Here is a 14855-nt window from a genome sequence, read left to right on the forward strand (position 1 = left end):
ATAGTGTCCATTATCTCATAGTGGACACTATCGATGCTCAGCGGACGACGTCAGGGCAGCGAGCCCGGACGCTTACGGATCGTCCGTGCGGCGCCGGACATCGCCCTGAAGGAGCCGCACCCTGAAGGAGCCGGCCGGGACGCCGGAGGCGGGGCGGCGCTCCCCGATCCACCGGGCGCCGGTCCGGGGTCTTATACAAGGAAAAGCATGGCCGCGCGGGAGCGTCCGCGGACCAGTATCAGGCCGGTCCGGCCTGACCGGACCATGCGGCGCCAGCCTTTCAGGCGCGGGAAGACGCGGACCGTCATCGCCGCCTGGTCTTGCCCCTGTTTCACCGGACACTCAGGCGGTTACGGTTTGAGCGGCGATGAACTCGCGTGGTGAGCGCATCTTCAGCCCCGGGTGCGGGTGGTTTTCATTGTAGTCCTCGAACCACCCGGCGATCAATCCGAGGACGGTGACGGCGTCTGGCAGCGGCGTGACGTTTACGTAGTCGCGCTTGAGCGTGTTCACGAAAGCTTCTGATATGCCATTGCTCTGCGGGCTTTTCACTGGCGTGTAGCAGAGCTTCAGGCCGAGCTGGCGAGCGAAGATGCGGGCATCCTTGGCGATGTAGGGCGATCCGTTGTCGCTGAGCATCTCGACCTGGTGCGGCGCGCGATGCCCATCGAACCACGTTTCCACCGCCGCCAGCATCATGTCGCGCACGTCGGACCCGCTGATGCCCGCGTTCGCGACGGCGCACCAAGCAATGATCTCGCGGTCGTGGGCGTCGATGATGAACGCGCCCCGAACGATATCGCCGTTCCAGTATGTGAACTCGAAGCCGTCGGAGCACCAGCGCAGGTCCGAGCGCATTGTCACGACCTTGCCGTCATGAGCGCGGCTCTCACGTTCGGTGTAGCGCCGCGCCAGCAGCAGGTTCTGCCCCTGCATGATGCGGTAAACGCGCTTGTGGTTGACAGGTCCTGCACCTTCGGCTCGCAGCTTCCGGTTCAGAATGGCCGTGATCCGGCGGTATCCATAAGTCGAGCGCGCCGCCACCAGCGCGGTGATCAGCGGCACCACCGCCGCGTCTTGCGCTTTGTAATAGCGCCGACGCGGCTTCGCGCTTCCTGTCAAGCGATCATGCAGGTTTGATCGGGAGACGCCCAAGGTCTCGGCCACCACGCTCACGGGGAACCGTCCTTCGGCTGCGACTGCGCAAGCCATGTCAGTTTTTTGAGCGTGACTTGTCGAGCGCCTCCTTCAGGATCTCGAGCTCAAGCGTCTTGCGCCCGAGCTGGCGCTCCAACTCGCGAATGCGGTCTTCAATCTGCCGGACGGCACGATTGCTCGTGACATCATCGTCTCCTGAAATGGCCACGGCGCCTCCCTGCAGCATAAGACGCCGCCAACGATACAGCAGATTCGGCGCCACGCCCTCGCGGCGCGCCACAACCGAGATGCTGGCGGTTTCATCCAGCGTCTCCTCGACGATCCGCAGCTTCTCGGAAGACGACCAGCGGCGCCGTCGGCCGCCGTCGGTGATGATCTCATAGTCAGACATAAGCACGTGCTTAAGGCTATCCCCAAGCCTCCATGGTTAAGCCCAAGTGTCCAGTCGAAAAGGGGGCCAGTTCACGGACTCGCCCGCGACGCGGGGATCGCGCTCCGGGCGATCGGGGGCGCGATGGACCGGGCCGCGTTCCGCATCCGCGTCGAGACCCGGCTCGCCCCGGCCCTGTCGCCCGGCACCGTCGCGATCCCCGACGACATCTCCGCAGGAGCTCGAAAGCGGCCGGGGAGCCGGAACGGCCAGGGAGGCCGGATGCCGGTCCGGCCCGCTCGCGCGCCAGACTTGAACCCTGATCGAAAGGGCCATCTCCGGGTCGAAGGCTCACCTCTGCCGCATCGGCGCCCGCGCTTGCGATCCCCATCTCCATGCCCTCGGCGACATCCGCGGTCTGTTCGATCCCGGGGAGGGCCGGAACGTCTTCAGTGCCGCAGAATATGCACCTGATCGAACGCAATCCGTTTTAGGACCGAAACCGGACCACCCAGTAGGGGCAGCCCATGCACTCGCGCACATACAGGCACATATCCCGTCGAGATCGTTCCCATAGCTCCATCCTTTCACAGTCCAGGAGCCTTCAGGAAATTCGCGACTTTCCAGTGTGGTGGATCTTCAGTCCTCGGCGCGCATCGGTAGCGGTTTCCTTGGATCGTGTTTCTGAACGCCGGAAAAACAGCGAAGAAAACGTTTGACATTCCGACCTCGCCAGACCGAAGCTTCGGCTATTGAAACGTTTCAATTCGAGGTGAAGGACGAGTGACCGGGACGCTGAAGCTGGCCATGAGGGGAATCGTGAAGCGGTTCGGTGGCGTGGTTGCGCTTGATTCCGTGGATTTCGAGTTGCGGCCAGGCGAGGTCATGGCGCTTGTCGGGGACAACGGCGCGGGCAAGTCGACATTGATCAAGACGCTGGCCGGGGCGCATATGCCCGACGAAGGCGTGATGGAGCTCGACGGGACCCCAGTGCGCTTCAGCTCGCCGCAGGATGCATGGAGCCGCGGCGTGGCCACGATTTTTCAGGAACTCGCGCTGGCCGGGAAGATGACCATCGCGGACAACATCTTCCTCGGTCGCGAGATCACCCGGAACGTGGCCGGCATCTCCTTCCTCGACCGGCGGGCGATGCATCGGCGCAGTCGCGAGCTGCTCGATGAGCTGGACGTCGTGGTTCCCGACATCCACACTTGGGTCGAATACCTGTCCGGCGGGCAGCGGCAGGGCGTGGCCATTGCCCGTGCGCTGAACATCGACGCTGACATCATCGTCATGGACGAGCCCACCGCCGCGCTGGCCGTGGCCGAGGTGCGCAAGGTGCTCGAGTTCATCAAGACGCTGCGGCGGCAGGGTAAGTCGGTGGTTCTGATCTCGCACAACGTTCAAGACGTCTTCGAAGTCTCCGACCGGATCACCGTGTTGCGGCGCGGGCAGCGGATCGGCCTTCTGGAAACGGCGAACACCACCCCCGAAGAGGTGGTCGGCTACATCACCGGTGCAGCTGCAGCCAAGCGTCGCCCGGCAGAGACGACGTGAAACGAACCACGGAAAACAGAGAGGTAGCCAGAATGTCCCTGAAGCGTATCCTTTTCAGCAGCGTGACCCTCGGCCTTGCCGTGACAGCGCCCGCCTTGGCGCAGGACGATCCCACCCAAATCGCTTTCATCCCGCAGATCGCCGGCATCCCTTACTATGTCGCGATGGAAGAGGGCGCGGCGCGCGCGGCCGAGGAACTGGGCGTCGAATACGTTCAGGAGGGTCCGACCAGTACCAACGCGGCCGACCAGCTTCGCATCTTCGAAAGCTTCGTCACGCAGGGTTTCGATGTGATTGCGATCTCGCCGCTCGATGGTGAGACGCTTCGTCCGGCCATAGCTCGGGCGCGCGAACAGGGCGTTATCGTGCTGACCTCCGACGCCGACGCGCCCGACAGCGACCGGCAGTATTTTGTCGCGCAGGCGCTGGACCGGGATCTTGGCTACACGCTGCTCGACGAGATGGTCGACCGGATCGGTGAAAGCGGGAAGATCGCGATCGTGTCCGACTCGCCCACGATCCAGTCGATGCAGAACTGGATCGCCGCCGTCGAGGAGCGCGCAGAAACCACCTACCCCGAAATCGAGATCGTCTCGGTCGACCATACCGACGGCACCGCGCAGCGCGCCTACCAGTTCGCGACGGACGCGATGACGCGCAATCCCGATCTCAAGGCCATCTTGGGCATGGCCTCCACGACCTGTCCGGGTATCGCCCAGGCGGTCGAGGCCTCCGGGGCCGTAGGCGATGTGCTGACGGCGGGCTATTGCTCACCCAATACAGCACGCGACTACATCAAGTCCGGTGCCATGCCGTTCTCGGTGCTGTGGAACCCGGCCGACCTCGGCTATCTGATGGTCCATGTCGGCGACCACCTGGCCGGCGGCGGTGAGATCACCGCCGAGTTCCAGGTCGAGGGGCTGGAGAATCCGATCCAGTACTTGCCCGAGGACGACGTGGTCCTTCTAGGGCCGCCCTCGGTCTTCACCGAAGAGAACATCGACGACTTCGATTTCTGAGATGGACGTGGCCCGCACGGCGTCTGTTTTTCCTTCCCGGCCGATCCGTATCGGCCGGGAAGGATTGTTGTTGATGGCACTGCTCGTGCTGTGCACGATCTTCGCCCTTCAGTCCGAATTTTTCTTGTCCGAACGAAACCTCACGACGATCCTGCGCAACTCGGTCGATCTGGGGATCGTCTGCGCGGGCATGACCATTGTCATCATCCTCGGCGGCATCGACGTGTCCGTGGGCGGCATCCTCGCCGTCTCGGCTGTACTCATCGGGCGGGCCTATCAGGTGGGAATGCCTGACTGGGTCGTCGTGCCGGTGGGGCTTGCCGCCGGTGCGCTGCTTGGAGCGTTGAACGGCGTCATCATCTCGAAAAGCCGCGTGCCCCCGATCGTGGCGACGCTTGGCACGATGTATGTCTACCTCGCGGTGCTGTTTCTCGTCATAGGCGGCGTGTGGATCAGCGGGCTGCCCAGCAGCCTGTCCTTTCTTGTGCTGGGCGACGTCGCGGGCATACCCTCGGGCGCGCTGCTTCTGGCGGCGGTCTACGTCTTTGCATGGCTTCTGCTACGGCGCACGCCGTGGGGTCAGCGGGTCGTGGCGATCGGCTGCGACGAGACCGCTGCGCGGCTGGTGGGTATCCGCGTCGATCGCACGAAGATCCAAGCCTACGCCCTGCTGGGCCTGTTCGCAGGGCTTGCGGCGGTGCTTTACGTCGCACGGATGCGCAACGTGGAGGTGAACATCGGCACCAACATCGCGCTGGAGGCCATCGCAGCGACAATCCTCGGCGGCGCGAACATACGCGGCGGCGTGGGCAGCCTCGTCGGCGCGCTCATGGGGGTGCTGTTCATCAAGATCACGCAGAACGGGCTCGTGCTGATCGGCGTCTCCTCCTTGTGGGAAACCGTCGTCATCGGAAGCCTTCTGGTCGTCGTTCTCGTCATCGACGCCATCGAAACGCGGAGGGCAGGATGAAAGACCCGCTGACGCAGCGCCTCGTCTTCCTCGTCGGTCTGCTTGTCGCAGCCGCGCTTGCCGGCGCGGTCCTGTCCCCGCACTTCCTGCAGGCCTCGACCGTGGGCTACCTGCTGCAATACGTCCCCGTGCTGGGTGTCCTGGGCATGGCGCAGACGCTGGTCATGCTGTCGGGCGGGCCGGGAATCGACCTTTCGATTGGGGCCAACATGTCCCTCGTCGGGCTGGCCATCGCGGGGATGTTCGGGCTGGGCGTGCCGCTGCTCGCGGCCTGCGCCGCGGGGCTCGTCATCGGCGGCCTCCTGGGCGCGGTTAACGCGGTGCTGGTCTGCACGCTACGGGTACCGTCGCTGATGGCAACGCTCGCGACCTTCTTTGCCTATTCAGGTCTTGCGCTGGCCCTGACGGGCGGAACGCCCATTGGTGGCTTGCCCTCCTGGTTCGGCACGCTGGCGCAGGGGCGCTTCATCGGTATTCCGATCCATATGTGGACGGTGTTCGTTCCCCTTGGGATCGTCCTGCATGTCATGCTGTCGCAGACCCGGCTGGGCTCGCACATTTACGCGGCAGGCAACGACGAGCGGGCCGCGTTCTTGTCGGGCGTGAAGGTATGGCACATCCGCTTCGGCCTTTACTGCCTCAGCGGGGTCATCGCCGCGCTGGCCGCCATCATGACGTTGTCGTGGTTCCAGGCGGCGCGGCCCGACGCAGGCGAGGGAATGGAGCTTCTGTCTGTCACCATCGCCGTACTGGGCGGGGCCCATATTTTCGGCGGCATCGGCCGGATCTCGGGGACCGTGCTTGCGGTTCTGATCGTGACGACGCTGCAGGTCGCGCTTCAGTTGGCGAACATCTCGCAGGCATGGCAATTGGCCGCCATCGGGGTGCTGCTTATCGGCAGCGTGATGGCCGACAACGCCGTAGGAGAAAGGCTGCGGGCCCGCGCGCGGCGAAATCCGGCTTGATCATCCGGCGGTCCAGCCGAACCACTCCCGCTGGACCGCCGCGGCGGTCGACCCCGCGCCCGGATCGGTGACGTCGAGCGCGCGCGCCTCGGCCACGGCGAGACAGAGCGCCTGCGCCGAGAGGCCGCCGAGATGGGCCGAGATCCATCCGTCGCCCGCCACCGCCGGGACCGTCGCCACCGATACGCCGAGCTTGCCGAGGCCGGGCGCCATCGCAAATGTCCGGGCATCCCCCGGCCCCCCGGCCCCGACGAGAACCGCGTGATCACCCGGACGCAGCATGAAATGCGCGCCGTGGGCGAAGTTCTCGGACTCGTGGGAAAAGGCGGGCAGCCCGCCGGCTTCGTGCAGTTTCGCCGCGCTGAAATTGGCCGATCCAAGCGCGGGCCCCGCGCCGAGGAACACAAATCGTGCCTCCGGACCGAGACCCGCGGCCAGCCTCCGCGCCTCGGCCAGTAATCCGGGTGTCGCGTCCGCGATGGCCTCGACCATCCGGGCGCAGTCGATCGGCCCGGCCAGGGCTGCCAGCGCCAGAAGCGTGACGTGGTAGTCGAGCCCATGCGGAATGGCCCGGCTGATCGGCGTGTAGGGCAGGGGCAGCACAGCGTCGGCGGTCTCGGCCAGCGCGCTTTCGGGCTTCAGCGTGATCGCCAGGGTCCGGGCGCCGCGCGCCTTTGCGGCTGCCAGCGCCTCGACCGTGCGGCGGGTCGAGCCCGAGATCGAGATCCCGACCACACGATCCCCGTCCGAGATCGGCGCGTCCCAAAGCATCTCGGCCGCGCTTGCAGCGCGCATGTCCCATCCGGCGGTACGGAAATGGCCGGCCATCGCCTGCGCGGCGAACAGGCTGTCGCCGCATCCACCGATCCAGATCGTGCTGTCCCGATCACCGTGCAGCCCGGCGGCGGCCTTTGACAAGGGCCCGGCCGCGGCCTCGAGGATGCCGGCTTGTTCGTCGAGCTCGCGCTGCATCAATGCATGGCTGTCAGAGGGAGTCATGATGCTGCCTTTCTTGTGTCAGGGGGCGCGGTGCACCCGCGCATCCGCGATCGCTTCGGGTGCCACGGGTCCGATCTCGGTCAGGATCGCGGTGACGAGCGCAGGCGGGACAATCTCGATCTCGGGCGCCTCGGTCGAGGCGACCTCGCCCTCCTTCAGAAGAAAATCGTAGCGGCGAAGTTCGGGGGCGGGCAGTTCGGCGGCGTCCCGCTCGCCGACCTTGAACAGATCCGCAGCGCCGTAGACGGGCAGTCCGCAGGACAGGGCGGCGCGGGCGGCCACAATCGAGCCGACGGTGTTGCTGATCCCGCCATCGCGGGTCACGCTTTCCGCCCCCAGAAGCAAGACGCTACTGCGCGATGCCGCATAATCTATGGCCGCGTCGGGCACGAACAGGATCGGTACGCCGAGATCCGCGAGCGCGGTCATGTATCGCCTGCCGCCGTCGATGGACCGGCTTTCGGGGATCACGATCCGGTCGAGACCGCCCCTGTCCGCCATTGCGCGGACCAGGTCGGCCACCGTGCTGGAATAGTCGAAGATCAACGGACGGCGGTATCCGTCCAGCGCTGCGACGCCCTTCGCGAGAAGCGCGCGACGCCGCTCGGCCGCCGTGACCCCCCAATGTTCGGCCCGTGCGTGCAGAAGCGCGGCGGCGTCTTCGGCCTGGGCCGCGCCATCCGTTTGCCACCGAAGCGCGTTGGCGACGATGGGCGCACCCAGGCCTCGTGTCCCGGCGATGAATTGTGCCAGCTCCAGCGCCTCGTTTCCCGCGGTGGCGCGCGGCTCGGCCGCAAGGCGTGCCACCAACGGCAATGCCAGCGCGACATGGTTCGAGGCGCCCAGAACCCCCTCGTCGACGATGTCGCGGAGGCCCTCCATCACATAAGGCTCCGCCTCCGGCAGGCCCTGCGCGCGCCTTTGCTCTACATATTCGAAGCGACGGTCAGACATGGGGGATCCCGCTGTTGGGCGTGGTGAGAAGGGCGTCAACCTCGGCGCGCGTCGCCAGCCCCGCCTGTGCGCCGTAGGCACGGGTCGACAGGCCGGCGGCTGCGTTGGCGAATTCCAGTGCCTGCGCGTCGTCGATCCCCGAAAGGCGGCAATGCAGAAAGGCGGCCGCGAAAGCGTCTCCCGCGCCGGAAGTGTCACAAACGTCGAACTTGCGGCCCGGAGCCTCATGGTGCGTTGTGCCCCGCTCCAGCCGCGCACCCGCGCTGCCGCGGGTGGTGACAATCGTCCGGCCCTCCACGTCTAGCGGTCCGGCGAAGCGTTCGATCCGGGCCCGGCTATGTTCGCTGACGAAGAGGATGTCGATCGCGGACAGAAGGTCGGGGACCGCGCCGCCACCCTCGGGGATATCGGCGGCCTCGAGGTCGAGCGAGACCGTCGCCCCGACGGCCCTCGCACGATCGAGCGCACGGCGGGCAAGCGCAGGTTCGGTGAAGGTGAAGTGCACATGGCCGATCCCCGCGAAGGCCGCGGGAGTCAGGTCGTCCGGACGGGGGAGATAGGCAGGACTCATCGCCTTCACGAGCGACTTCTCCCCCTCGGCGTCCACCATGATGACGCAGAAGAACGTCGCCTCGCCTGCACGCACCGCCACGTAGTCAAGATCCAGCCCCTCGCGCCTCAGCGATGTCAGCGCCTCGCGCCCCATCGCGTCGTCCCCGACCGCCCCCAGCATCCGCGTCGGAGTCCCCAGACGGCTGGCCCCCACGGCGACATTGGCCGCCATGCCGCCCGCGCTTTGCGCCACGCGCGTGGCGTTGACCTTCTGGTCGCGGCCCGGAGGCGCCGGCACGCGCAGGATGATGTCGATGTCGATATCCCCGATGCATAGAAGTACGGGGGGCAGGGAAGGCCGGCTGGTCATGTCAGGCATCCGCCTCGATTGCGGCATCCGCGACCTCGACCGCGCCGGGCAGCCGCCCCTGCGCGCCAAGCGCCGTGACCGACAGGCTGGCTCCGCGCACCGCGTGACGCAAGGCCGCCTCGTGGTCGCCCTGCGCGAGCCACGAGGCAAGATAGATCCCGGTGAACGCGTCGCCCGCGCCGGTGACATCGGTCACTTCGGTCTCCGGCGCCACGCAATCCACGGGTGCGGCGCCGGGGCGAAGCAACACGGCGCCCTTCGCCCCGCGCGTCACCAGCACCGCGCTGCACCTCGCATCCGGGGCGAGAGCGAACACCCGCGACGGATCGGTGGCGATGGCGGGATCCTGCCTCGTCATCCGCGCAAAGCTGTCCCCGTCGAGAAACAGCAGGTCGAACGTCTCGAGCAGCCCACGGCAGCCCTCGGCTGTCTGCCGCGCGGGGTCGAGGCCGGCGGAATGTAGCGACAGCAGGTAGCCCGCCTCCCGCAGGGCGCCGTGCATCTGCTCGGCCGCGGCGAGGTGGAATCCATCGAAATGGGCACAGGCCGCCGTGGTCTCGGTGGCGCGGTAGCCAAGGTGGCGCGCAACGGACTCGACAGGCACCTGGAAAGGCTCGTTGACGATGGTACGCTGACCGTCATCCTCGACCATCACGATGCAGCGCGACAGCCTATCTCCAGGCTGCTGCAACACGCCGCTGGCGTCGATCCGCAGGCGTTCGAGCTCTTCCAGTGCCCACAAGCTGTCGGCATCCGTGCCGATGTGGCTGACCATCTCCACATGGATCTCGAGCGGCGCGCCCATACCTGCGGCGAAAGCCGCGACATTCGCCGCGGGCCCGCCGAGCATCTTTTCGATCGACCGCGAGGAGGTGCGCTCGCCCGAGCGGGGAACGCTGTCGATCTGCACCATGTAGTCGATCGAGATATAGCCGATCGAGACGAGTCGCGGTCGCTCCCGCTCCCGCTTTTCGGACTGGCGCGGTCGCCGGGCGATAAGCGACCGGGCAAGGCTGTTCGGACGGTAGTCGAGTGCCGCGACCGCGTTGAGAACGGCACGGCGGGTGGCATCGGTCACAGCTTTGCTGTCGTTCAGAACATGCGATACCGTCCCGATCGAAACACCCGCTACCCGCGCGACGTCCCGAACCGTGGCCCGCCCGCCCGCTCTCTTTCCGTGTGAGCTGGCCATGACGCTTCGGCAATTCCCGGTCTCGGACTCGACTAGTGAAACGTTTCACCGTTTGCGAGGATATGTCAATCCTCTCAGGGGCGAGGGGTTGGGGCGGTGGTAGACGCGGATGGTCGTGGCGCTTCCTTCCATTCCCATGGCCGGAATCGCCATCAAATCGTGGGATCGAACATCGATACACAGTGGGAAAAAGAATTCCTCCGCGGATCAGCTGATTAAATGCGTCGTCGACGTGGAAGTCCTTGGATTACTCATACGGTTGACGTTCGGTAATAATCTTAGACTTTATCAGATGACTGTGCAAACTGACCGTCGTCGCACCTGACAATCGAAACCGTCGCGGAGTTGAGGCTTATGTCTGATATAAGATATGCGCTGTTCGTCAGTACATGCCTCTTCGCGTTGCCTGCATTGGCGAAGGACGCGAGCTACGTCGGTAGCGTGCAGACCATGGGCGAGTCTCAGGACCAAACCGCGCGCGGAACCGTCTTTCTCGATGCCGATCGCGACAGCCAATTCGACGAGGGCGAGAGCGGCGTCGAGGGGGTAATGGTTTCGAACGGACGCGAGGTGGTGACCACCGGTGCCGACGGCAGCTACGAGCTTTCCGCTTACGACGACATGAACCTCTTCATCACCAAGCCGGCCGATCATGCGGTGCCGGTGAACCAGCAGATGGTTCCGCAATTCGCCTACGTCCATAAGGTGGAGGGCTCGCCGGATCTGCGCTTCGGGGGAATCGCACCGACGGGACCGCTGCCGGCCGAGATCAACTTTCCGCTGATCGAGGACCAGGTGGGAGAACAGTTCGACTGCCGCGTGTTCGGCGACCCGCAGCCCTATTCCAACACCGAGGTCGGCTACGTTCGCGAGACGGTGGGCGCGATGCTGCAGAACGAGGACATCTCGAAGACGGAGTGCCTGATCTTCGAGGGCGACATCGTGTCCGACGACCTTTCATTGTTCCCGCGTTTCAAGCAGATCGCGGCGGTGGGCAAGACGCCGTACTATTTCGTCGCCGGCAACCACGATCTCGATCTGGACGCCGAGAGCGACGCGAATTCGTTCGACACGTTCCGCCGTGAGTTCGGGCCGGAATACTACTCCTTCGACATCGGCCAGGTGCATTTCGTGGTGCTCGACAACGTGCGCTATCCCTGCAACGGGGTCGATGACCATCCTTTCTGCGACCCGGCGGAGAACCCGGCCTACAACGGTGTGATCCACGACCGGCAGATGGCGTGGCTGGAGAACGACCTCGAGAATGTGCCGCAGGACAAGCTGATCGTGCTGAACGCGCACATCCCGTTCCAGACCTACACCGACAACACCGCCGCCAAACATCAGACCGACAACTATTCCGATGTGGCCGAAATCGTGGGAGAGCGTCCGGCACTTGGTCTGTCGGGGCACACTCACACCACCGAGAACCTGCTCAAGGGAGTGGGCTACGAGGGCTGGGAGGAGAACACGGGCCTCGCCACCGCGCCGTTCAACCAGATCGTGACCGGTGCCGTCTCGGGTTCGTGGTGGCAGGGCGACCTGAACGATCAGGGCGTGCCGCATGCGACTCAGCGCTCGGGCGCCCCGCGCGGGTTCTATGTGCTGTCGTTCGACGGATCGGACTATGTCGAAAGCTACCGGGCGTTCGGTCGCGACGAGGACGAGCAGCTGCACGCCAGCTTCAATACGCCGCGCTTCCGCGAGTGGGCCGAGCAATTGCTGGCGTTCACGCGGGCCTACTCGATCCCGGCCGATGTGACGCCGCCGGTGAGCCGGAACGATCTCGGTGACATGTACATGCTGACCCGCGAGGATCTGGAAGGCGGCACCTGGGCCGCGGTGAACGTCTGGAACGGCTCCCGGGAGAACGATGTCACCGTGCGGATCAACGACGGCGAACCGATCACGGCAGAGCAGACCCAGAGCGGCACGGGCGAGGCAAAGAAGGAGGGGTCGGAATGGGCCGACCCGCTGGCCCTCGCCAAGCAATCGACACAGGCGGCGATGGCGGTGCGTTCAGACCGCGGCGGCGAGGCGACGGCCGGCTACCGGGTGTTCAAGAACGATCACTACGCCGGCGTCCCGGGTCCCTTCCCCGAAGGCAACCTGACCGACAACAGCCAGCACCTGTGGCGTGCGGAGCTGCCGGCGGACCTGCCGACGGGGGTCCATACGCTCGCGGTGGAGACGACCGACAGGCATGGCCGCACCTATACGCGGAGCTACACGTTCGAAGTGGTCGACGAGCTGCCGAACCCGGATTGGCAGGCGTCGCTGTTCGAGTAAGACGGCAAAACCGGGCCTCGCCTGCCTTGCTTCACATGCGCAGTCAGAAATCGATCGGCTCGGCTCGTTTGCCGGGCCGGTTCCGTTCGAAGATCTGGATGATGACACGGCTCGCGGCGCTGCTGGCGCTCCTGCTTGCGGCGAATTCGGCGGCGGCGCATTTCTCACCCGGCACCGTCATTCAGAGCTACGTGCTGGACGAGGGTCAGGACGGGCTCGTGGCTTATCTGCGCCTGCCCGCGCCATTCGTCTTCGCGGGCGAGATCGCGGCGGCGGCGGCGGAGGATCGGCCTCTCGCATCGCCGTTCCTGAAAGTTGCGGCGGACGGGGGGACGCGCTTCATCTCGCGCGGAGCGCTGCGGCAGGACCGGAACGGTGCCGCCGCGCTTCTGGAGGGTGTGGCGGATTGGCGCCAGAACAACCTTCCGCTCGATGCGGAGCTTCAAGACTGGCGGCTTCTGCCGATGGCGGAGGGCCCATTCGACGTCGGCGCCGCAAAGGCCGCTCTGGCGGGCCCGCGCACCGGTGCGGATCCGGGCTTCGGCCAAGCAGTCTTCGTGATCGCGCTGCGGCTTTCTGTGCCGATGCCGGCAGCGACGGTGGGCCTGCGCAGCGGGCACCCACCACTCACCCTCGCCGAGGGCGTCAGCGTCGACACGCATCTGCTCGATGCGCGGCTCGATCCGCCGCTGCAGCGTACGGTCGCGGGTCAACTTGAGGGATGGGTGAATTTCAACGGCTCCCGCTTTGCGGCCGCGAGCGGATTCATCTGGCAGGGCGTGGTGCACATCCTCAAGGGGTGGGACCATGTTCTGCTCGTGGTGTGCCTGGCGCTCGGTGCAACCTCGCCGCGAAGGCTGGTCTGGTTGGTGAGCGCGTTCACGCTGGGTCATGCGGCAACCCTCATGGCCTCGATCTTCGGCGCCGTGCCGAGCTGGACGTGGTATATCCCTGCGGTAGAGGCGGCGATCGCGGCGACGGTCCTCTATGCGGCGATTGCGGCGTGGCGTCAGCGGCTGGAGGCGGTCTGGATAATGGCCGCGGTAGGGCTGCTGCACGGGCTGGGTTTTGCCTTCGTGCTGCAGGAGATCCTCGGTCGCGGACCGGGCATGATACCGGCGCTGGCCGCTTTCACCTTCGGTATCGAAGCGGGTCAGCTCGCGATTGTGGCGTCGGTGCTGGCCCTCGTGGCGGGACTGCGGCGGGCGTCGCGCACATGGACGGCGCTCCTGCGACAGGCGGCGCTGGTTGGGATCGCGGCACTGGCGGGAGTATGGCTCGTTGAGCGCGTCGTAGTTCTTGTCTAAGATTTCGGAGCATTTGTCAGGCTAAAGCGGTTTGCTCTCAATCCGACGCGTATCCGTTGGCGTGGCTCTGTTGCACAAATTGCGTGAGGGATCAATCTTGTGAATCCAGCGTGTTAGCTGTGATGCATGAGCAGGCCGACCCTTCCGACCTACAGGACCAGGGACTGGCCCCCTTACAATGAAGCGCTCAAGCGGCGGGGCTCGCGGACGATCTGGTTCGGCCCCGAGATGAACTGGGATGCCGTGCCGACAGGCAGGCGCGGCCGCCAGCAACGCTCCAGCGATGCCGCCATCCAGACCTGCCTTTCGATGAAGGTACTGTTCGGCATGGCGCTTCGGCAGACGACCGGGTTCGTCGAGAGCCTGCTGCGGCTGGCTGGACTCGACTGGACGGCGCCCGACTTCAGCACGCTGTCTCGCCGTCAGAAGACCCTGGCCGTCAACATCCCCTACCGCGGCTCCGAAGGTCTTTCGCACCTGTTGGTAGACAGCACCGGGATCAAGGTTGAGGGCGAAGGCGAGTGGCACGTCCGCAAGCACGGTGGCTCCAAGCGACGGGTCTGGCGCAAGATCCACCTCGGCATCGACGAGCAAACACTGGAGGTTCGCGCGGTCGGGGCCACCGGGAGCCACATCGGTGACGCGCTGGTGCTGCCCGACCTTCTTGGCCAGATCCCGGAGGATCAGAAGATCGGCAGCGTCACGGCAGACGGCGCCTATGACACACGCGAGTGCCACGATGCCATTGCCGACCGCGGTGCCCATGCCGTTATCCCGCCCCGCATGAAATGCGAAACCCTGGAAGACCGTCACCGCCGGAGCCGTGGCGCGCAACGAGACGCTGCGACCATCGAAGTATCTCGGCCGAGCCCTGTGGCGTCGATGGAGCGGATATCACCGCTGAAGCCGCGTCGAGACGAAGATGCATTGCATGAAGCTGTTGGGACGGCGGCTGATGGCACGGGACTTCGACCGACAGGTTGCCGAGATCCAGGTCCGCATCGCCGTCCTGAACGGCTGCACTGCGCTCGGCATTCCCGTCACAGAGGCCATGAAACAAGTCTGTCCGGGGAAGGAGAACCCCGCCGTTCAGCCGATCTGTGCAACAGGGCCCCGTCGCGCTACAGTTTCGTGCGACAGAACCCCTCAACGG

The 14855-nt window shown here is 65.6% G+C and carries 11 protein-coding genes and 1 pseudogene; 7 read left to right on the forward strand and 5 right to left on the reverse strand.

The features are described from left to right. Positions 1 to 342: 342 nt before the first annotated feature. Positions 343 to 1549, reverse strand: a protein-coding gene (locus Q1B08_RS14600; RefSeq protein WP_299820319.1) for an IS3 family transposase whose coding sequence is annotated in 2 segments (ribosomal slippage) — positions 343 to 1225 and positions 1224 to 1549 — 1209 coding nt in all. Because the reading frame shifts where the segments join, the coding sequence is not laid out codon by codon here. A 762-nt stretch (positions 1550 to 2311) separates the two neighbouring features. On the opposite strand from Q1B08_RS14600, the gene Q1B08_RS14605 reads away from it, so the two are divergent. The 4 genes from Q1B08_RS14605 to Q1B08_RS14620 all read left to right on the forward strand — a co-directional run bounded on the left by Q1B08_RS14605 (position 2312) and on the right by Q1B08_RS14620 (position 6039). Further along, positions 2312 to 3085, forward strand: coding sequence for an ATP-binding cassette domain-containing protein (locus Q1B08_RS14605; protein WP_299820322.1), 774 nt, complete (start codon positions 2312 to 2314; stop codon positions 3083 to 3085). 32 nt (positions 3086 to 3117) lie between these two features. Next, positions 3118 to 4104 carry an autoinducer 2 ABC transporter substrate-binding protein gene (locus Q1B08_RS14610; protein ID WP_299820325.1) on the forward strand — a complete coding sequence of 329 codons (987 nt, stop codon included), beginning with the start codon at positions 3118 to 3120 and terminating at the stop codon, positions 4102 to 4104. 73 nt (positions 4105 to 4177) lie between these two features. Continuing rightward, positions 4178 to 5074, forward strand: a complete 897-nt coding sequence (locus Q1B08_RS14615; RefSeq protein ID WP_299820328.1) for an ABC transporter permease — start codon at positions 4178 to 4180, stop codon at positions 5072 to 5074. Next, complete coding sequence (locus Q1B08_RS14620; protein ID WP_299820331.1) at positions 5071 to 6039, forward strand: ABC transporter permease; 969 nt, start codon at positions 5071 to 5073, stop codon at positions 6037 to 6039. The genes Q1B08_RS14615 and Q1B08_RS14620 overlap by 4 nt, the downstream gene beginning before the upstream one ends. Here Q1B08_RS14620 and Q1B08_RS14625 read toward each other — a convergent pair whose 3' ends face one another. The 4 genes from Q1B08_RS14625 to Q1B08_RS14640 are packed head-to-tail and all read right to left on the reverse strand — an operon-like array spanning position 6040 to position 10106. Next, positions 6040 to 7038, reverse strand: a complete 999-nt coding sequence (locus Q1B08_RS14625) for an SIS domain-containing protein (RefSeq protein ID WP_299820334.1) — start codon at positions 7036 to 7038, stop codon at positions 6040 to 6042. A gap of 18 nt (positions 7039 to 7056) precedes the next feature. Further along, positions 7057 to 7992 carry a hypothetical protein gene (locus Q1B08_RS14630; protein ID WP_299820337.1) on the reverse strand — a complete coding sequence of 312 codons (936 nt, stop codon included), beginning with the start codon at positions 7990 to 7992 and terminating at the stop codon, positions 7057 to 7059. Continuing rightward, complete coding sequence (locus Q1B08_RS14635) at positions 7985 to 8914, reverse strand: carbohydrate kinase family protein (protein WP_299820340.1); 930 nt, start codon at positions 8912 to 8914, stop codon at positions 7985 to 7987. The genes Q1B08_RS14630 and Q1B08_RS14635 overlap by 8 nt, the downstream gene beginning before the upstream one ends. A gap of 1 nt (position 8915) precedes the next feature. After that, complete coding sequence (locus tag Q1B08_RS14640; protein WP_299820343.1) at positions 8916 to 10106, reverse strand: PfkB family carbohydrate kinase; 1191 nt, start codon at positions 10104 to 10106, stop codon at positions 8916 to 8918. A 354-nt stretch (positions 10107 to 10460) separates the two neighbouring features. Here Q1B08_RS14640 and Q1B08_RS14645 point away from each other — a divergent pair, with 354 nt between their 5' ends. From Q1B08_RS14645 to Q1B08_RS14655, 3 genes and pseudogenes are all read left to right on the forward strand, one after another. Then, a complete protein-coding gene (locus tag Q1B08_RS14645) occupies positions 10461 to 12395 on the forward strand; it encodes a calcineurin-like phosphoesterase family protein (RefSeq protein ID WP_299820346.1) in 1935 nt (644 codons plus the stop codon). Between the two features lie 98 nt (positions 12396 to 12493). Then, positions 12494 to 13702 (forward strand): HupE/UreJ family protein, encoded by a 1209-nt coding sequence (locus Q1B08_RS14650; protein WP_299820349.1) that lies wholly within the window; start codon positions 12494 to 12496, stop codon positions 13700 to 13702. A 126-nt stretch (positions 13703 to 13828) separates the two neighbouring features. After that, a pseudogene (locus tag Q1B08_RS14655) lies at positions 13829 to 14750 on the forward strand (IS5 family transposase); the annotation flags it as partial. Positions 14751 to 14855 lie beyond the last annotated feature (105 nt).

This window comes from uncultured Jannaschia sp. (assembly GCF_947494025.1).
In the GTDB taxonomy this organism is placed as follows: domain Bacteria; phylum Pseudomonadota; class Alphaproteobacteria; order Rhodobacterales; family Rhodobacteraceae; genus Jannaschia.

Bases quoted from the DNA above. Each gene is read 5' to 3' on its own strand.
- Q1B08_RS14620 (WP_299820331.1), top strand. From the start codon at position 5,071: ATGAAAGACCCGCTGACGCAGCGCCTCGTCTTCCTCGTCGGTCTGCTT.
- Q1B08_RS14625 (WP_299820334.1), bottom strand. From the start codon at position 7,038: ATGACTCCCTCTGACAGCCATGCATTGATGCAGCGCGAGCTCGACGAA.
- Q1B08_RS14635 (WP_299820340.1), bottom strand. From the start codon at position 8,914: ATGACCAGCCGGCCTTCCCTGCCCCCCGTACTTCTATGCATCGGGGAT.
- Q1B08_RS14650 (WP_299820349.1), top strand. From the start codon at position 12,494: ATGATGACACGGCTCGCGGCGCTGCTGGCGCTCCTGCTTGCGGCGAAT.
- Q1B08_RS14645 (WP_299820346.1), top strand. From the start codon at position 10,461: ATGTCTGATATAAGATATGCGCTGTTCGTCAGTACATGCCTCTTCGCG.
- Q1B08_RS14615 (WP_299820328.1), top strand. From the start codon at position 4,178: ATGGCACTGCTCGTGCTGTGCACGATCTTCGCCCTTCAGTCCGAATTT.
- Q1B08_RS14640 (WP_299820343.1), bottom strand. From the start codon at position 10,106: ATGGCCAGCTCACACGGAAAGAGAGCGGGCGGGCGGGCCACGGTTCGG.
- Q1B08_RS14610 (WP_299820325.1), top strand. From the start codon at position 3,118: ATGTCCCTGAAGCGTATCCTTTTCAGCAGCGTGACCCTCGGCCTTGCC.
- Q1B08_RS14630 (WP_299820337.1), bottom strand. From the start codon at position 7,992: ATGTCTGACCGTCGCTTCGAATATGTAGAGCAAAGGCGCGCGCAGGGC.